Below are 15,737 nucleotides of genomic sequence, written 5' to 3' on the forward strand. Positions count from 1 at the left end.
CTCCAACGACAAACAACTTTGTTCCGAGGAGCTCACCATGGGCCTTTTGATCGACGGCCGCTGGCATGACCAGTGGTATGAAAACGGCAAGGACGGCACGTTCAAACGCGAGAATGCCCAACGCCGCAATCAGCTGCCTGCTCCCGAAGCTGGCCGTTACCACCTGTACGTCTCGCTGGCCTGCCCATGGGCGCACCGCACCCTGATCTTCCGCGCCCTCAAGGGCCTGGAGCCATTGATCGACGTGTCGGTGGTCAGCTGGCTGATGCAAGACCATGGCTGGACTTTCGACCAGCAGCAAGGCTCCAGCGGTGACCACCTCGACGCGCTGCAGTACCTGCATCAGCGCTATACCCAGGATGACCCTCACTACACCGGCCGCGTGACGGTACCGGTGCTGTGGGACAAGAAAGAGAAACGCATCGTCAACAACGAGTCGTCGGAGATCATCCGCATCTTCAACAGCGCGTTCAACGAACTGACCGGCAACACGCTGGACCTCTACCCTGAGCCGCTGCGCCCGACCATCGAAGCGCTGAACGAGCGCATCTATCCGGCGGTGAACAACGGCGTGTATCGAGCAGGCTTTGCCACTACGCAGGACGCCTACGAGGCTGCGTTTGACGAAGTGTTCAACGAACTGGACTACCTGGAAGACCTGCTGAGCCGCAATCGCTACCTGGCCGGAGAATACCTGACCGAGGCCGATGTGCGCCTGTTCACCACCCTGGTGCGCTTCGATGCGGTGTACCACGGGCACTTCAAGTGCAACCTGCGTCGCCTGAGTGATTATCACAACCTGTCGAACTGGCTGCGTGAGCTGTACCAGTGGCCGGGGGTGGCGGGCACAGTGGACATGGAGCATATCCAGAAGCACTACTACATGAGTCACAAGACCATCAACCCGAACGGGATCGTGCCTAAAGGGCCTTTGCAGGACTTTGGCCTGGCACATGATCGGGAGCGGTTGGCGGGCAAGGGGATCTGGCAGGTTTGAGATTGCAGGGGCTGCTTTGCAGCCCATCGCGACACAAGGCCGCTCCTACAGGGGATCGCTGTCTCCTGTAGGAGCGGCCTTGTGTCGCGATGGGCCGCAACGCGGCCCCAACGATTTCAGCTGTTCTGCGAACCTTCGAACCACGCCAGCTTGTCACGCAACTGCACCACTTCCCCGACAATCACCAGGGTCGGTGCGTGCACTTCATGCTGGGCCACCAGCTCCGGCAAGTCGGCCAAGGTACCGGTAAACACGCGCTGATTACGCGTCGTCCCCTGTTGCACCAACGCAGCCGGGGTGCTGGCCGCGCGGCCATGGCGAATCAGCTCGGCACAGATGGTCGGCAACCCCACCAAGCCCATGTAGAACACCAAGGTCTGTGCCGGCGCCACCAGGTCATTCCAGGGCAGGTTGCTGGTACCATCCTTCAGGTGCCCGGTCACGAAACGGACCGACTGGGCATAGTCACGGTGCGTCAGCGGAATCCCACCATAGGCGGAACACCCACTGGCCGCGGTAATGCCCGGCACCACCTGGAACGGGATGCCATGCTCGGCCAGCTCTTCGATCTCTTCGCCGCCCCGGCCGAAGATGAACGGGTCGCCGCCTTTCAGGCGCAACACACGCTTGCCCTGCCGAGCCAGATCGACCAGCAGGCGGTTGATCTGGTCCTGAGGCACTGCATGGTCGGCGCGGCGCTTGCCCACGTAGATACGCTCGGCATCGCGACGACACATCTCGATGATCGCCGGTGCTACCAGGCGGTCGTACAGCACCACGTCGGCCTGCTGCATCAGGCGCAAGGCACGGAAGGTCAGCAAGTCCGGATCGCCAGGGCCCGCACCCACCAGGTACACCTCACCACCCTGCTGCACCGGTGCACCGTCGACCATAGCCTGCAACAGGCGCTCGGCCTCGGCGCCTTGCCCGGCCAGCTGGCGCTCGGCAATCGGCCCCTGAAACACGGTTTCCCAGAAGCCACGGCGCTGATTGACGTCCGGGTACAAGCCCTTGACCTTGTCGCGAAAGCGCGCGGCCAGGCCGGCCAGCTCGCCGTAGGCGGACGGGATCCAGGCCTCCAGCTTGGCGCGAATCAAGCGCGCCAGCACCGGTGCATCACCGCCACTGGACACCGCAACCACCAACGGCGAACGGTCGACGATCGCCGGGAAGATCACCGTGCACAGCGCCGGCGCATCCACCACGTTCACCGGCAGGCTAAGGGCCTGCGCATCCGCCGACACCTGGGCATTGAGCCCAGGGTCGTCAGTGGCGGCGATCACCAGACGACAACCGACCAGGTCGGCAGCCTGATAGCCGCGCACCAGCACCTCGCCGCCACCTTCCCGGGCCAGCGCGGCCAACTGGCCGTCGACATCCGGGGCCACCACGCGCAGCGCGGCGCCGGCATCGGCCAGCAGGCGCGCCTTGCGCAAGGCAATCTCACCGCCGCCAACGACCAGCACGCGGCCGCCCTGCAGCTTGTGGAACAGCGGCAGGTAATCCATTTAGCGGATAACCTCGACGCCGCCCATGTAAGGCTTCAGCACTTCCGGCACACGGATCGAACCGTCGGCCTGCTGGTAGTTTTCCAGTACGGCAACCAAGGTACGGCCTACGGCCAGGCCGGAGCCGTTGAGGGTGTGCACCAGCTCTGGCTTGCCGGTTTCCGGGTTGCGCCAGCGGGCCTGCATGCGACGCGCCTGGAAGTCGCCGCAGTTGGAGCACGAGCTGATTTCGCGGTACTTGTCCTGGCTTGGCACCCACACTTCCAGGTCATAGGTCTTCACGGCACCAAAGCCCATGTCGCCGGTGCACAGGGCCAGCACGCGATACGGCAGCTCCAGCAACTGCAGCACGCGCTCGGCGTTGGCAGTCAGGCCCTCCAGGGCTTCCATCGACTTGGACGGCTCGACTACCTGCACCATCTCGACCTTGTCGAACTGGTGCTGGCGGATCATGCCGCGGGTGTCACGGCCGGAAGCACCGGCTTCGCTGCGGAAGCACGGGGTATGGGCAACCAGCTTCAGAGGCAACTGTTTGGCGTCGAGGATTTCACCGGCCACCAGGTTGGTCAGCGACACTTCGGCGGTCGGGATCAGGTAGAAGTCGGCCTCGCCTTCGCGGCTGATCTTGAACAGGTCTTCCTCGAACTTCGGCAACTGGCCGGTGCCCTGCAGAGCCGGGGCCTGCACCAGGTACGGGGTGTAGTGCTCCTCGTAGCCGTGCTCGCCGGTATGCAGGTTGATCATGAACTGCGCCAGGGCGCGGTGCAGGCGGGCGATCGGGCCACGCAGCACGGCAAAGCGGGCGCCAGACAGCTTGGCGGCCGCTTCGAAGTCCAGGCCACCGCTGACTTCGCCGAGGGCGACATGGTCCTTGATTTCGAAGTCGAAGGCCTTCGGTGTGCCCCAACGGCGCACTTCGACGTTGTCCTCTTCGCTGGCGCCGACCGGTACGCTGGCGTCCGGCAGGTTGGGGATGGTCAGCAGGATGCCATCCAGTTCGGCCTGGATGCCGTCCAGTTCGGCCTTGCCAGCAGCCAGTTCGTTGGCCATGCGCTCAACGTCGGCCATCAGCGGCGCAATGTCCTCGCCCTTGGCCTTGGCCTGGCCGATGGACTTGGAACGGGCGTTACGCTCGGCCTGCAGCTGCTCGGTGCGGGTTTGCACCGCCTTGCGGCGCTCTTCCAGTGATTCGATGCGCGCGACATCCAGGCTGAAGCCACGGGAGGCCAGGCGATCCGCCACTTCCTGAAGTTGGCCGCGTAACAGTTTGGAATCGAGCATATCGTTCTCTCGTTATGTGTAGGTGTTGGTTCAGAATCGGGTCAGGCACAGGCCGGCCCAGGTCGCGAGCAGCCCGCCCACCACGCTGATACCGGTGTAGCCCAAAGCCAGAGGCACTTGCCCGCTTTCCAGCAGGCGTACGGTATCCAGCGAAAAGGAGGAAAAGGTCGTCAGGCCACCGAGGAAGCCGACGATCAGCCCGGCGCGCAGTTCGACCGGCACGACCGGCTTGTGCAGGAACAGGCCATAGAGCAGGCCGATCAGCAGGCAGCCGACCAGGTTGACCGCCAGCGTACCGAGATAGAAGTGCCGTGGCCAGTGGGCAGCCACCCAATTGGTGGTAGCGAAGCGCAACAAGGTACCGGCAATACCACCCGTGCTGACGGCGGCAATCAGTGCAATCACGGTTTTCTCCGCTGGCGGGGGCTGTTGCGGTCAAGGTCGGCCAGGTGGCGCAGCTTCTCGCCAATCTTCAGTTCCAGGCCACGGGGCACCGGCTGGTAGTACTGGCGCGGCTCGAGCTGGTCGGGGAAGTAGTCTTCGCCGGCGGCATAGGCGTCGGGCTCGTCATGGGCATAGCGGTACTCGTCGCCATAGCCCAGCTGCTTCATCAGCTTGGTCGGCGCGTTGCGCAGATGCAGCGGCACTTCCAGTGAGCCGTGCTCGGCAGCCTCGCGCAGGGCGGTCTTGAAGCCCATGTAAACCGCATTGCTCTTCGGTGCACAGGCGAGGTAGGTAATGGCCTGAGCAACCGCCAGCTCGCCCTCGGGGCTGCCCAGGCGCTCTTGCACATCCCAGGCCGCCAGGCACAGGCTGAGCGCGCGCGGGTCGGCGTTGCCGATGTCTTCGCTGGCCATGCGCACCACGCGGCGGGCGATGTACAGCGGGTCGCAGCCGCCGTCCAGCATGCGCGCGAACCAGTACAGGGCGCCATCGGGGTTGGAGCCGCGTACCGACTTGTGCAGCGCGGAAATCTGGTCGTAGAACGCCTCGCCACCCTTGTCGAAGCGGCGGCGGCTGTCACCGAGCAGGCTCTGCAGCATCTCGACGTCGATCTCGCTGCCGTCTTCAGCCAGGTCCGAGGCGTTTTCCAGGAAGTTGAGCATGCGCCGGCCATCGCCGTCGGCGGCGGCCATCAACATCTTGAAGGCGTCATCGCCAACCCGCAGGTTGCGCTTGCCCAGGCCGCGCTCTTCAGTCAGCGCACGGTTTACCAGTTTGCGCAGCGCCGCCTCGTCCAGGCTCTTGAGCACATACACCCGTGCCCGCGACAGCAGTGCATTGTTCAGCTCGAACGACGGGTTTTCGGTGGTGGCGCCAATGAACAGCAAGGTGCCGTCTTCGACATAGGGCAGGAAGGCATCTTGCTGCGACTTGTTGAAGCGATGCACTTCGTCGACGAACAGGATGGTACGCCGGCCATACTGGCCAGCCTGCTGCTTGGCCACCTCGACCGCCTGGCGAATCTCCTTCACACCAGCCAGCACCGCCGACACCGTTTCGAAGTGCGCATCGCAGAACTGCGCCAGCAGCCGCGCGAGGGTGGTCTTGCCCACCCCCGGCGGCCCCCAGAAGATCATCGAGTGCAGCGCCCCCTGCTCCAGCGCCTCGCGCAGCGGTTTGCCGCGCGCCAGCAGGTGCTCCTGGCCGACGTACTCGTCCAGGTTGGACGGGCGCAGGCGGGCGGCCAGGGGCTGGGCGACGGGTTCGCTTCGAAACAGGTCCATGGCGAGCTCTGGTTACTCCTTGATGACGTCCGCGCCTTTGGGGATGTCGAACTTGAACTTGCTGTCCGGCACCGCCTGGTTGGCTTTCACGCCATTGAACAGGATGTTGGTGCGCTGGCCGACGCTGTCGATCAGCTGCATGTCGTTGATCAGGCCCTTGCGGAACGACACGCGCAGCGAGTCGAACAAGGTGTCCTTGGTCTTCGGCTTGAGGGTGAAGTCCATCACTTCGCCCTGCTCCTTCGAGCTGATGTCGAAGCTCTGGCTGATCTTCGACACGTCACCGGACAGCAGCAGCGCCGGGGTCTGGTTCAGGCGCTGGTCGAGCTTCTTGATGGTGGCCTGCTCCAGGTCCGGGTCCCACAGGGTGACGTTCTTGCCGTCGGATACCACCACCTGCTCCTGCGGCGCATCGGTGTGCCAGTAGAACAGGCCTGGGCGCTTGACGGTCATCTTGCCGGATGTTTCCTGCAAGCTGGTGCCGCCGGCGTCCAGGGTCAGCTGGGAAAAGTTGGCCTCGATGGTCTGCGACTTTTCCAGCAATTGGGTCAGTCGTTGTACGTCTTGCTCACCGGCCTGAGCCGATAGGGTGGCCGACACAGAAGCCGCGGCCAGGGCAGAAACCAACAGCATGCGAATCGCGCGCATGGGAGTCCTCATCGAGCATTGAAAAGGCCGGGCGCCACCGTTGGCGCCCGGCAGGGTGTTCGTCAGTCGCGCGGGCCGCCCGGGGCAATCACTTCCCGCGAGCCGTTGCTGTTCATGGGGGTGACCACGCCGGCCATTTCCATGGCTTCGATCATGCGGGCGGCGCGGTTGTAGCCGATCTTCAGTTTGCGCTGCACGGCCGAGATGGACGCACGGCGGCTTTCCAGCACGAACTGCACGGCCTCATCATACAGGGCGTCGCTTTCCGAATCTTCGCCATCGCCACCACCGCCGCCGCCTTCGAAGCCGCTGCCGGCCTCCTCGACGCCGTTGAGGATGTCGTCGTTGTAGTCCGGGGCGCCGCGCAGCTTCCACGCTTCCACCACGCGGTGCACCTCGTCGTCGGAGACGAACGCGCCGTGCACACGAATCGGCAGGCTGGTGCCCGGCGGCATGTACAGCATGTCACCGTGGCCCAGCAACTGCTCGGCACCACCCTGGTCGATGATGGTCCGCGAGTCGATCTTGCTCGACACCTGGAACGCCATGCGGGTCGGGATGTTGGCCTTGATCAGGCCGGTAATCACATCCACCGACGGGCGCTGGGTAGCGAGGATCAGGTGGATACCGGCCGCCCGTGCCTTCTGGGCGATACGGGCGATCAGCTCTTCGACCTTCTTGCCGACGATCATCATCATGTCGGCAAATTCGTCGACCACCACCACGATGGTCGGCAGGGTTTTCAGCGCAGGCGGCTCGTCGTCCATGCTCTCGCGGCGATACAGCGGGTCATGGATGATTTCGCCGGCTTCCTGGGCGTCCTTGACCTTGCGATTGAAGCCGGCCAGGTTACGCACGCCCATGGCCGCCATCAGCTTGTAGCGCCGCTCCATCTCGGCCACGCTCCAGCGCAGGGCGTTGGCAGCGTCCTTCATGTCGGTAACCACCGGGCACAGCAGGTGCGGGATGCCTTCGTAGATCGACAGCTCGAGCATTTTCGGGTCGATCATGATCAGCCGCGCGTCTTCAGGGCTGGACTTGAACAGGATCGACAGGATCATCGCGTTCACGCCCACCGACTTACCGGAACCGGTGGTACCGGCCACCAGCAGGTGCGGCATCTTGGCCAGGTCGGTGATCACCGGCTTGCCGCCGATGTCATGGCCCAGGGCCAGGGTGACCGGCGATTTCTGTTCGTCGTACTGCGGTGTGGCCAGCACTTCGGAGAACCGCACCATCTGCCGGTTTTCGTTGGGGATCTCGATACCCACGGTGGTCTTGCCGGGGATGACTTCGACCACACGTACACTGGTCACCGCCAGCGAACGCGCCAGGTCCTTGGCCAGGTTGGCGATGCGGCTGACCTTCACGCCGGCGGCTGGCTGGATTTCGTAACGGGTAATCACCGGGCCTGGATGGATCGAGTCCACCGTCACTTCCACGCCGAACTCCTTGAGCTTGATTTCCAGCAGCTGGCCAACACCGGCCAGGGATTCGGGCGAGTACTCGATCTTCTTCTGTTCGGCCGGATCGAGGATGGAGATCGATGGCAAGGTGCCTTCCACCGCGCTGTCGACGAACAGCGGCGCCTGTTTCTCCTTCATCACCCGCTTGCTCGGCTCCGGCGCCCTGGCGGGTGTCGGCGGCACGATCATCGGGGCCGCGCCAGGTTGCTCGCGGGAGATAATCGGCTCACGTGCTGCCAGCGACTCGCGCGGCACCACAGGCTCGCGTGACAGGGTCGGCTCACGCGGCTCGACCGGCTGGGCAGGTGCCTCTTCACGTTTGAAGATACGCTCGCGCAGCGCCGGCTTGGCCGGCTCGCGCTTGTCGGCAGCCGTCGGTGCGGCCTTGACCACCACCGGCTCGTCCTCGCGCAGTTGCGCCTCCAGGCGCTTGCGCTCGTTGCGTGCTTCCCACCAGCGGTTGGCAGCGCCCTGCACCAGTTCGAACAGGTCGAGGGTGATCTTGCCGGTCAGGTCCATCACCTTGAACCACGACAGGTCGGTGAACACGGTCAGGCCGAACAGGAACAGGGCAATGAACATCAGCGTGCTGCCCTGCACGTTCAGCAGGTTGCGCGCCAGGTCGCCGAGGCTCTCGCCCAGTGCACCACCGGCGGAGAACGGCATGCTCGCAGCCGGGTGGAAATGGATATGCGCCAGCGCCGCACCCGACAGCACCAGGAACACCAGGCCGATCAGCCGCCAGGAGAACAGCCAGCCGCTCCAGTCCCAGGGCTGGTGCCGTTCGCGGAAGATCTGCCAGGTCTTTATCGCCAGCAGCAGCGGGAAGATGTAGGCAAAATACCCCAGCACCATGAACAGGATGTCGGCGAAGTAGGCACCGGCACGCCCGGCGGCGTTCTGCACCTGGTCGACGTTGCTGGTGTGGCTGAAGCCCGGGTCCGACGTATCGTAGGTCAGCAGCGCCATCCACAGGTACAGGCACAGGGCGCCGACAGCGATCAACGCACCTTCCTTGAGGCGATAATGCAGCTGCTGCCGCCACAGGGGGACAGGCAAGGGAGCTGGAGTTGCGGTGGATTTCTTCAAAACGCGTCTATTCCTGCGCGTGCTGCGCGTCCAATAGTGATCGGCCGACGGTGCGGCCAATGAACCACTACTTTTAACATTACTGCCCGCCCACTGCCATGACGGCACGCCGTAAGGAGCTTGAGTGGGGGCGACTTTCGTATACCTGCAATTTGAGCACGCATTGTCTTCTGTGACAAAGGCTTATGCTGTGTTTTTGCACAGGTGTGACAGCAAATGTAGCGGATGGTGCCTGCGGTTTCATGAATGTGTAGGAAATTGCCTATTTTGATCGCCTGTGCTGGCCTCTTCGCGGGTGAACCCGCTCCCGCAAGTAGCCCACTCAGCCTTCAGCACCTGTGCAATACCTGTGGGAGCGGGTTCACCCGCGAAGAAGCCAAAGAGATTGACCCTGCTTTTCACCCGCGCCATGCTGACCTCTCCCCTCCCCCACCGCACACTAGACCATGCTCACCTGGCTGACCCGCGACTCGCTCACCTTCCCACCCCTGGAAAAGGCCCTGCACGAACCCAACGGCCTGCTCGCCGCCGGCGGCGACCTGAGCCCCGAGCGCCTGGTGCAGGCCTATCGCCATGGCTGCTTCCCGTGGTACCAGGATGGCCAGCCGATCCTCTGGTGGTCACCCGACCCGCGCACGGTGCTGCTTCCGGACCAGCTGCACGTGTCGCGCTCGCTGGCCAAGCTGATGCGCCAGGGCCGCTACCAGGTCAGCTTCGACACCGACTTCCCGGCGGTAATCGCCGCCTGCGCCGCGCCACGCGACTACGCCGACGGCACCTGGATCACCGACACCATGCGCGCCGCCTATTGCGAACTGCACCGACGCGGCATCGCCCATTCAGTGGAAGTGCGCCAGGACGGCGAACTGGTTGGTGGCCTTTATGGCCTGGCCATAGGCCAGCTGTTCTTCGGCGAATCGATGTTCAGCCGCGCCGACAACGCCTCCAAGGTCGGCTTCGTGACCCTGGTCAACCACCTGCGCGAGGCCGGGTTCGTCCTCATCGACTGCCAGATGCCGACCAACCACCTGCACAGCCTGGGTGCCCACGCCATCAGCCGCGCCGAGTTCGCCGGCTACCTGGCACGCCACCTCGACCAGCCCAACAGCGCCACATGGCTTCCCTAGGCGAGTTCCCATAGCTGGCTTACACTTAAAGCAAAGTCTCACCGAGGGGGTTGATCATGACAGAGTTGGCGCGGTTGAAGTTCTATGCCACTCAGCCCCACTCCTGCAGCTACCTGCCCGACGAACAGGCCACCACGCTGTTCCTCGACCCCAGCCAGCCGATGGACGTGCACGTGTACGCCGACTTGTCGGAAATGGGCTTCCGCCGCAGTGGCGACCACCTGTACCGCCCGCATTGCCAGAACTGCAATGCCTGCGTCCCGGCACGCATCCCGGCGGCGCGCTTCATACCCAACCGCCAGCAACGGCGCATCCTCAAGCGCAACGCCGACCTGACCGTGACCGCGGCACGCCCGGCATTCAAGGAAGAGTACTTCGAGCTGTACCGGCGCTATATCGAAACGCGCCACGCCGACGGTGACATGTACCCGCCCAGCCGCGACCAGTTTTCCACGTTTCTGGTACGCGACCTGCCGTTCTGCTGGTTCTACGAGTTCCGCCTGGAAGGCCGCCTGATGGCGGTAGCGGTGTGCGACCTGCTGCCCAACGGCCTGTCGGCCGTGTATACCTTCTACGAGCCGGACGAAGAACGCCGCAGCCTGGGCCGCTTCGCCATCCTCTGGCAGATCACCGAAGCCCTGCGCCAGGACCTGGAGGCGGTTTACCTGGGTTACTGGATCAAGAACTGCAAGAAAATGAACTACAAGACGCAATACCGGCCTATCGAACTGTTGATAAATCAGCGCTGGGTCACCCTCAACTGAAAGGCATTGGCTTGACACACAATTTTCGGGCATAATCCACGCCACTTTTTTGCCCGGTGCGGTTATGCGTCGGGCCAACACTGGATCCGAGGGCTCTACTGCATGTCGAAAGAAGACAGCTTCGAAATGGAAGGTACTGTCGTCGACACCCTGCCCAACACCATGTTCCGCGTGGAGTTGGAAAACGGGCACGTCGTAACCGCGCACATCTCCGGAAAGATGCGCAAGAACTACATCCGTATTCTCACTGGCGACAAGGTCCGCGTCGAACTGACGCCATACGACCTGAGCAAGGGCCGCATCACCTACCGTGCGCGCTAAGCTCATGCCATGAAAAAGCCCGGCCATGTGCCGGGCTTTTTTGTGCCTTCAGGATTGTAGGGGGCTGCTTTGCAGCCCTGTGGGAGCGGGTTTACCCGCGAAAACCCAACGCGGTGGATGGCACCGGCTGCGCCGGTGTTCGCGGCTAAAGCCGCTCCCACAGGTACAGCCCTACCCCTCCGTCACGCAACCTCAGCCGTGGTCTCGAAGTCGAACACCAGTTCGCCATCGCGCAGGTCGACGTGCACCACGCCACCATGCTCGGCCAGTTCGCCAAACAGGATCTCCTCGGCCAGCGGCCGCTTGATCTTGTCCTGGATCAGCCGCGCCATCGGCCGCGCACCCATCTGCACGTCGTAGCCCGAAGCCGCCAGCCAGCCGCGCGCATCATCGCTGACTTCCAGCAGCACACGCTTGTCTTCCAGCTGCGCCTGCAGTTCGATAAGGAACTTGTCGACGATGCTCTTGATCGTCTCGTGGCTCAGGCGGCCGAACTGGATGATGGTGTCCAGACGGTTGCGGAACTCCGGCGTGAAGCTCTTGCGGATGACTTCCATGGCATCGGACGCATGATCCTGATGGGTGAAGCCGATCGAGGCCCGCGCGGCGGTTTCTGCGCCAGCGTTGGTGGTCATGATCAGGATCACGTTGCGGAAGTCGGCCTTGCGCCCGTTGTTGTCGGTCAGGGTGCCGTGGTCCATCACCTGCAGCAGCAGGTTGAAGACTTCCGGGTGGGCCTTCTCGATTTCGTCGAGCAGCAATACGCAGTGCGGTTGCTTGGTGATCGCCTCGGTCAGCAAGCCACCCTGGTCGAAGCCAACATAGCCAGGAGGCGCACCGATCAGGCGAGACACGGTGTGGCGCTCCATGTACTCGGACATGTCGAAGCGCACCAATTCAACGCCCAGCGCCTTGGCCAGCTGCCGCGCCGCTTCGGTCTTGCCGACGCCAGTCGGGCCGGCGAACAGGAACGAACCGACGGGCTTGTCCGGCGACTTGAGGCCGGCGCGGGACAGCTTGATGGCGGTGGCCAGCGAATCGATCGCCTGGTCCTGACCAAATACGGTCAGCTTCAGGTCACGCTCGAGGTTGCGCAGCAGCTCCTTGTCGGAACTGGTGACATGCTTCGGCGGAATCCGCGCGATCTTGGCGACGATGTCTTCGACCTGCGGTACGTCAATGCGCTTGACGCGGTTGGCCTCCGGCTGTAGCCGCTGGTAGGCCCCGGCTTCGTCGATCACGTCAATGGCCTTGTCCGGCATGTGCCGGTCATTGATGTAGCGCGAGGCCAGTTCAGCTGCGGCGCGCAAGGCTTCGTCGCTGTACTCGATGTTGTGGTGGCTTTCGAAGCGCCCTTTCAGGCCACGCAGGATGCCCACGGTGTCTTCGACCGATGGCTCGCTGACATCGACCTTCTGGAAGCGCCGCGCCAGGGCACGGTCCTTCTCGAAGATGCCGCGAAACTCCTGGAAAGTAGTCGAACCGATGCAACGGATCTCACCGGACGACAGCAGTGGCTTGAGCAGGTTGGACGCATCCATCACCCCGCCAGACGCCGCACCGGCACCAATGATGGTGTGGATTTCGTCGATGAACAGGATCGCCTGCGGGCGCTTGCGCAGCTCGCCGAGCAACGCCTTGAAGCGCTTCTCGAAATCGCCACGGTATTTGGTACCAGCCAGCAGTGCGCCGAGGTCGAGGGAATACACCACGCTCTGCGCCAGCAGATCGGGCACCTGGCCATCGACGATGCGCTTGGCCAGGCCTTCGGCAATGGCGGTCTTGCCCACGCCTGCCTCACCCACCAGCAGCGGGTTGTTCTTGCGCCGGCGGGCAAGGATTTGCGCCACGCGCTCCACTTCCTGCTCGCGACCTACCAGCGGGTCGATACGGCCGGCACGGGCCAGTTCGTTCAGGTTGCTGGCATAGGCATCCAGCGGGTTGCTCGAAGAGGCGGTCTCGCCGCCCTCTTCGTCCTGCATTTCCTGGTCGCTTTCGGAATGCGAACCATGGCCCGGCACCTTGGAGATGCCATGGGCGATATAGTTGACCACATCGATGCGCGCCACGCTCTGCTGCTTGAGCAGGAACACGGCCTGGCTTTCCTGTTCGCTGAAGATCGCCACCAGCACGTTGGCGCCAGTGACTTCACGCTTGCCGGAGCTTTGCACGTGGAACACGGCACGCTGCAGTACACGCTGGAAGCCCAGGGTCGGCTGGGTTTCGCGATCTTCGTCGTTGACCGGGATCAGGGGTGTGGTGGAATCGATGAACTCTTGCAGGTCGTGCTTGAGTTTGTCCAGATTGGCGCCACAGGCGCGCAGAACGGTCGCGGCAGCCTCATTGTCAAGGAGTGCCAGCAGCAGATGTTCGACGGTCATGAACTCATGACGCTTCGAACGGGCCTCCTTGAAGGCAAGATTGAGGGTGACTTCGAGCTCGCGGTTTAACATAGCTTCACCTCATACCCAAGTGGTCGGCGATTAACCGTCCTTCTCGATTTCACAGAGTAGCGGATGCTGGCTTTCCCTGGCGTATTGGTTGACCTGCATAGCCTTTGTTTCGGCGATGTCACGGGTAAACAATCCGCACACTGCCCGCCCTTCGGTATGGACGGTCAGCATGATCTTGGTCGCCAGCTCGCGGTTCAGATTGAAGAACGTCTCGAGCACTTCGACGACGAAATCCATCGGCGTGTAGTCATCGTTGAACAAAACCACCTTGTACATCGGTGGCGCCTGCAGGATCGGCTTGGCTTCCTGAACTGCAAGACCTGAGCCGTCGTCCTCATTCGATTGCGGGCGATCCTGATTGAATGTTAGTCGAATCTCACTAGGTGCATGCATGGAAAGAATTTCATCATGAGCGTCAGGTTAAGGTTGTGGGTTGACTGCGAAGGGCACGGCCAGGGCAGGCGCCGGGCGACCTTGACTATCGGCAAAACGGTGTTACAACCAATAAGAACCCACCGTGGTCGATAAAGATCCGCGCAGTCAACCAGATTTTTCGCAAGGTTCGTATGCGGATGAAGTGGATGATACTCCAGTGATGGAGTCCTTTGCAGAGGGACATAGGGATGGCAAGCGGTAAAGTCAAGTGGTTCAACAATGCCAAGGGCTACGGATTCATCAATGAAGAGGGCAAGGACGAAGACTTGTTCGCTCATTATTCAGCCATCCAGATGGACGGTTACAAGACGCTCAAGGCCGGCCAGGCTGTGAGCTTCGAGATCATCCAGGGCCCCAAAGGCCTGCATGCGGTGAATATCAGCAGCGCGAGCGCTGCCACTGCCGTAAGCCCACAGAAGACCAGCAGCACTGCCGACGTCTGATCGGCCGCGTCGCCTGCCGGCAAACGAAAAACCGGCCGCTTCCTTGACAGAAGCGGCCGGTTTTCATTGCCTTACATGTGCTTGATCATTTCATCGCCAAAGCCTGAACTGCTCACCAGCGTGGCGCCGCCCATCAGGCGCTCGAAGTCGTAGGTCACGGTCTTGGCGGCAATCGCGCCGTTGGTGCCCTTGATGATCAGGTCGGCCGCCTCGGTCCAGCCCATGTGGCGCAGCATCATCTCTGCCGACAGGATCACCGAGCCCGGGTTGACCTTGTCCTGCCCTGCATACTTGGGCGCGGTGCCGTGGGTGGCCTCGAACATGGCCACGGTGTCGGACAGGTTGGCACCCGGCGCGATGCCGATACCGCCCACCTCCGCTGCCAGGGCATCGGACAGGTAGTCACCGTTGAGGTTGAGGGTGGCGATCACATCGTACTCGGCCGGGCGCAGCAGGATCTGCTGCAGCATGGCATCAGCGATGGCGTCCTTGACGATGACCTCGCGCCCGCTTTTCGGGTTCTTGAACTTCATCCATGGCCCGCCGTCGAGCAGTTCGGCACCGAATTCGTCACGCGCCACCTCGTAGCCCCAGTCCTTGAAGGCGCCTTCGGTGAACTTCATGATGTTGCCCTTGTGCACCAGGGTCAGCGATTCGCGGTCGTTGTCCACCACATACTGCAGGGCCTTGCGCACCAGGCGCTTGGTGCCCTCGCGGGACACCGGCTTGACGCCAATGCCACAGTCCTGGTCGAAACGGATCTTGGTGACGCCCATTTCCTCCTTGAGGAACTTGATCACCTTGTTCGCCTCGGGCGAGCCGGCCTTCCACTCGATGCCGGCATAGATATCCTCGGAGTTCTCGCGGAAGATCACCATGTCTACATCGCCCGGTTTTTTCACCGGGCTCGGCACGCCCTGGAACCACACCACCGGGCGCAGGCACACGTACAGGTCCAGCTGCTGGCGCAGGGCCACGTTGAGCGAACGGATGCCACCGCCCACCGGGGTGGTCAGCGGCCCCTTGATCGACACCACGTAATCCCGCACGGCATCCAGGGTTTCCTGGGGCAACCAGGTGTCCTGGTCGTAGACTTGCGTGGCCTTCTCGCCGGCGTACACCTCCATCCAGGCAATCTTGCGTTTGCCGCCGTAAGCTTTCTGCACGGCGGCGTCGACCACCTTGATCATTACCGGCGAGACATCGACGCCAATCCCGTCGCCCTCGATGTAGGGAATGATCGGGTTGTCAGGCACGTTGAGCGAATGGTCGGCATTGACGGTGATCTTGGCGCCGTCGGTCGGAACCTTGATTTTCTGGTATCCCATGCTTGCACTACTCCGCTTTCGGGTGTGATTGGTCATCGTTCGATCCAATGAGACTAAACCACATCTGCCGAGGTGCAAGGCATGCGACAACCGACCACATTGCGGGTACGTCTTTGGTCTTATAAATGGGCCGATATCACTTGGCCTTGC

The 15,737-nt window shown here is 62.7% G+C and carries 14 protein-coding genes; 5 read left to right on the forward strand and 9 right to left on the reverse strand.

Annotated elements, in window-relative coordinates; translation table 11 throughout:
- The first annotated feature begins 37 nt into the window (after positions 1–37).
- Entirely contained in the window at positions 38–997 is a 960-nt protein-coding gene (locus tag RIN61_RS02075) for a glutathione S-transferase family protein (RefSeq protein ID WP_112252824.1), read from the forward strand.
- Positions 998–1,113: 116 nt separating this feature from the next.
- Here the strand turns inward: RIN61_RS02075 and cysG are convergent, their stop codons facing one another.
- The 6 genes from cysG to RIN61_RS02105 all read right to left on the reverse strand — a co-directional run bounded on the left by cysG (position 1,114) and on the right by RIN61_RS02105 (position 8,776).
- Entirely contained in the window at positions 1,114–2,505 is a 1,392-nt protein-coding gene (gene cysG / locus RIN61_RS02080) for a siroheme synthase CysG (RefSeq protein WP_112252825.1), read from the reverse strand.
- Positions 2,506–3,786, reverse strand: a complete 1,281-nt coding sequence (gene serS, locus RIN61_RS02085) for a serine--tRNA ligase (RefSeq protein ID WP_112252826.1) — start codon at positions 3,784–3,786, stop codon at positions 2,506–2,508. It lies immediately after the preceding gene.
- Between the two features lie 30 nt (positions 3,787–3,816).
- Positions 3,817–4,191 carry a fluoride efflux transporter CrcB gene (crcB, locus tag RIN61_RS02090; protein WP_112252827.1) on the reverse strand — a complete coding sequence of 125 codons (375 nt, stop codon included), beginning with the start codon at positions 4,189–4,191 and terminating at the stop codon, positions 3,817–3,819.
- Positions 4,188–5,513 carry a replication-associated recombination protein A gene (locus RIN61_RS02095; RefSeq protein WP_112252828.1) on the reverse strand — a complete coding sequence of 442 codons (1,326 nt, stop codon included), beginning with the start codon at positions 5,511–5,513 and terminating at the stop codon, positions 4,188–4,190. The genes crcB and RIN61_RS02095 overlap by 4 nt, the downstream gene beginning before the upstream one ends.
- Before the next feature lie 12 nt (positions 5,514–5,525).
- On the reverse strand, positions 5,526–6,161 hold the full coding sequence (gene lolA, locus RIN61_RS02100) for an outer membrane lipoprotein periplasmic chaperone LolA (RefSeq protein ID WP_112252829.1): 636 nt from the start codon (positions 6,159–6,161) through the stop codon (positions 5,526–5,528).
- A 62-nt stretch (positions 6,162–6,223) separates the two neighbouring features.
- Positions 6,224–8,776: a DNA translocase FtsK gene (locus tag RIN61_RS02105; protein WP_370289981.1), complete on the reverse strand. Its 2,553-nt coding sequence runs from the start codon at positions 8,774–8,776 to the stop codon at positions 6,224–6,226.
- 386 nt (positions 8,777–9,162) lie between these two features.
- Here RIN61_RS02105 and aat point away from each other — a divergent pair, with 386 nt between their 5' ends.
- The 3 genes from aat to infA all read left to right on the forward strand — a co-directional run bounded on the left by aat (position 9,163) and on the right by infA (position 10,928).
- Positions 9,163–9,843 carry a leucyl/phenylalanyl-tRNA--protein transferase gene (gene aat, locus RIN61_RS02110; RefSeq protein ID WP_207878315.1) on the forward strand — a complete coding sequence of 227 codons (681 nt, stop codon included), beginning with the start codon at positions 9,163–9,165 and terminating at the stop codon, positions 9,841–9,843.
- 56 nt (positions 9,844–9,899) lie between these two features.
- Positions 9,900–10,607, forward strand: a complete 708-nt coding sequence (locus tag RIN61_RS02115; protein WP_013973288.1) for an arginyltransferase — start codon at positions 9,900–9,902, stop codon at positions 10,605–10,607.
- A 102-nt stretch (positions 10,608–10,709) separates the two neighbouring features.
- Positions 10,710–10,928, forward strand: coding sequence for a translation initiation factor IF-1 (gene infA / locus RIN61_RS02120; protein WP_002553999.1), 219 nt, complete (start codon positions 10,710–10,712; stop codon positions 10,926–10,928).
- A gap of 182 nt (positions 10,929–11,110) precedes the next feature.
- Here infA and clpA read toward each other — a convergent pair whose 3' ends face one another.
- Entirely contained in the window at positions 11,111–13,381 is a 2,271-nt protein-coding gene (gene clpA / locus RIN61_RS02125) for an ATP-dependent Clp protease ATP-binding subunit ClpA (RefSeq protein ID WP_112252832.1), read from the reverse strand.
- 30 nt (positions 13,382–13,411) lie between these two features.
- The gene (gene clpS, locus RIN61_RS02130) at positions 13,412–13,774 is read right to left on the reverse strand and encodes an ATP-dependent Clp protease adapter ClpS (protein WP_013973290.1); all 363 of its coding nucleotides are present in this window, start codon (positions 13,772–13,774) and stop codon (positions 13,412–13,414) included.
- Between the two features lie 230 nt (positions 13,775–14,004).
- Here clpS and cspD point away from each other — a divergent pair, with 230 nt between their 5' ends.
- Positions 14,005–14,259 carry a cold shock domain-containing protein CspD gene (gene cspD / locus RIN61_RS02135; RefSeq protein WP_215520627.1) on the forward strand — a complete coding sequence of 85 codons (255 nt, stop codon included), beginning with the start codon at positions 14,005–14,007 and terminating at the stop codon, positions 14,257–14,259.
- 71 nt (positions 14,260–14,330) lie between these two features.
- Here cspD and icd read toward each other — a convergent pair whose 3' ends face one another.
- A complete protein-coding gene (gene icd, locus RIN61_RS02140; RefSeq protein WP_313855529.1) occupies positions 14,331–15,587 on the reverse strand; it encodes an NADP-dependent isocitrate dehydrogenase in 1,257 nt (418 codons plus the stop codon).
- Positions 15,588–15,737 lie beyond the last annotated feature (150 nt).

The organism is Pseudomonas inefficax, from assembly GCF_032164165.1.
GTDB lineage: Bacteria > Pseudomonadota > Gammaproteobacteria > Pseudomonadales > Pseudomonadaceae > Aquipseudomonas > Aquipseudomonas inefficax.

Bases quoted from the DNA above. Each gene is read 5' to 3' on its own strand.
- RIN61_RS02075 (WP_112252824.1), top strand. From the start codon at position 38: ATGGGCCTTTTGATCGACGGCCGCTGGCATGACCAGTGGTATGAAAAC.
- cysG (WP_112252825.1), bottom strand. From the start codon at position 2,505: ATGGATTACCTGCCGCTGTTCCACAAGCTGCAGGGCGGCCGCGTGCTG.
- serS (WP_112252826.1), bottom strand. From the start codon at position 3,786: ATGCTCGATTCCAAACTGTTACGCGGCCAACTTCAGGAAGTGGCGGAT.
- RIN61_RS02095 (WP_112252828.1), bottom strand. From the start codon at position 5,513: ATGGACCTGTTTCGAAGCGAACCCGTCGCCCAGCCCCTGGCCGCCCGC.
- lolA (WP_112252829.1), bottom strand. From the start codon at position 6,161: ATGCGCGCGATTCGCATGCTGTTGGTTTCTGCCCTGGCCGCGGCTTCT.
- aat (WP_207878315.1), top strand. From the start codon at position 9,163: ATGCTCACCTGGCTGACCCGCGACTCGCTCACCTTCCCACCCCTGGAA.
- RIN61_RS02115 (WP_013973288.1), top strand. From the start codon at position 9,900: ATGACAGAGTTGGCGCGGTTGAAGTTCTATGCCACTCAGCCCCACTCC.
- infA (WP_002553999.1), top strand. From the start codon at position 10,710: ATGTCGAAAGAAGACAGCTTCGAAATGGAAGGTACTGTCGTCGACACC.
- clpA (WP_112252832.1), bottom strand. From the start codon at position 13,381: ATGTTAAACCGCGAGCTCGAAGTCACCCTCAATCTTGCCTTCAAGGAG.
- clpS (WP_013973290.1), bottom strand. From the start codon at position 13,774: ATGCATGCACCTAGTGAGATTCGACTAACATTCAATCAGGATCGCCCG.
- cspD (WP_215520627.1), top strand. From the start codon at position 14,005: ATGGCAAGCGGTAAAGTCAAGTGGTTCAACAATGCCAAGGGCTACGGA.
- icd (WP_313855529.1), bottom strand. From the start codon at position 15,587: ATGGGATACCAGAAAATCAAGGTTCCGACCGACGGCGCCAAGATCACC.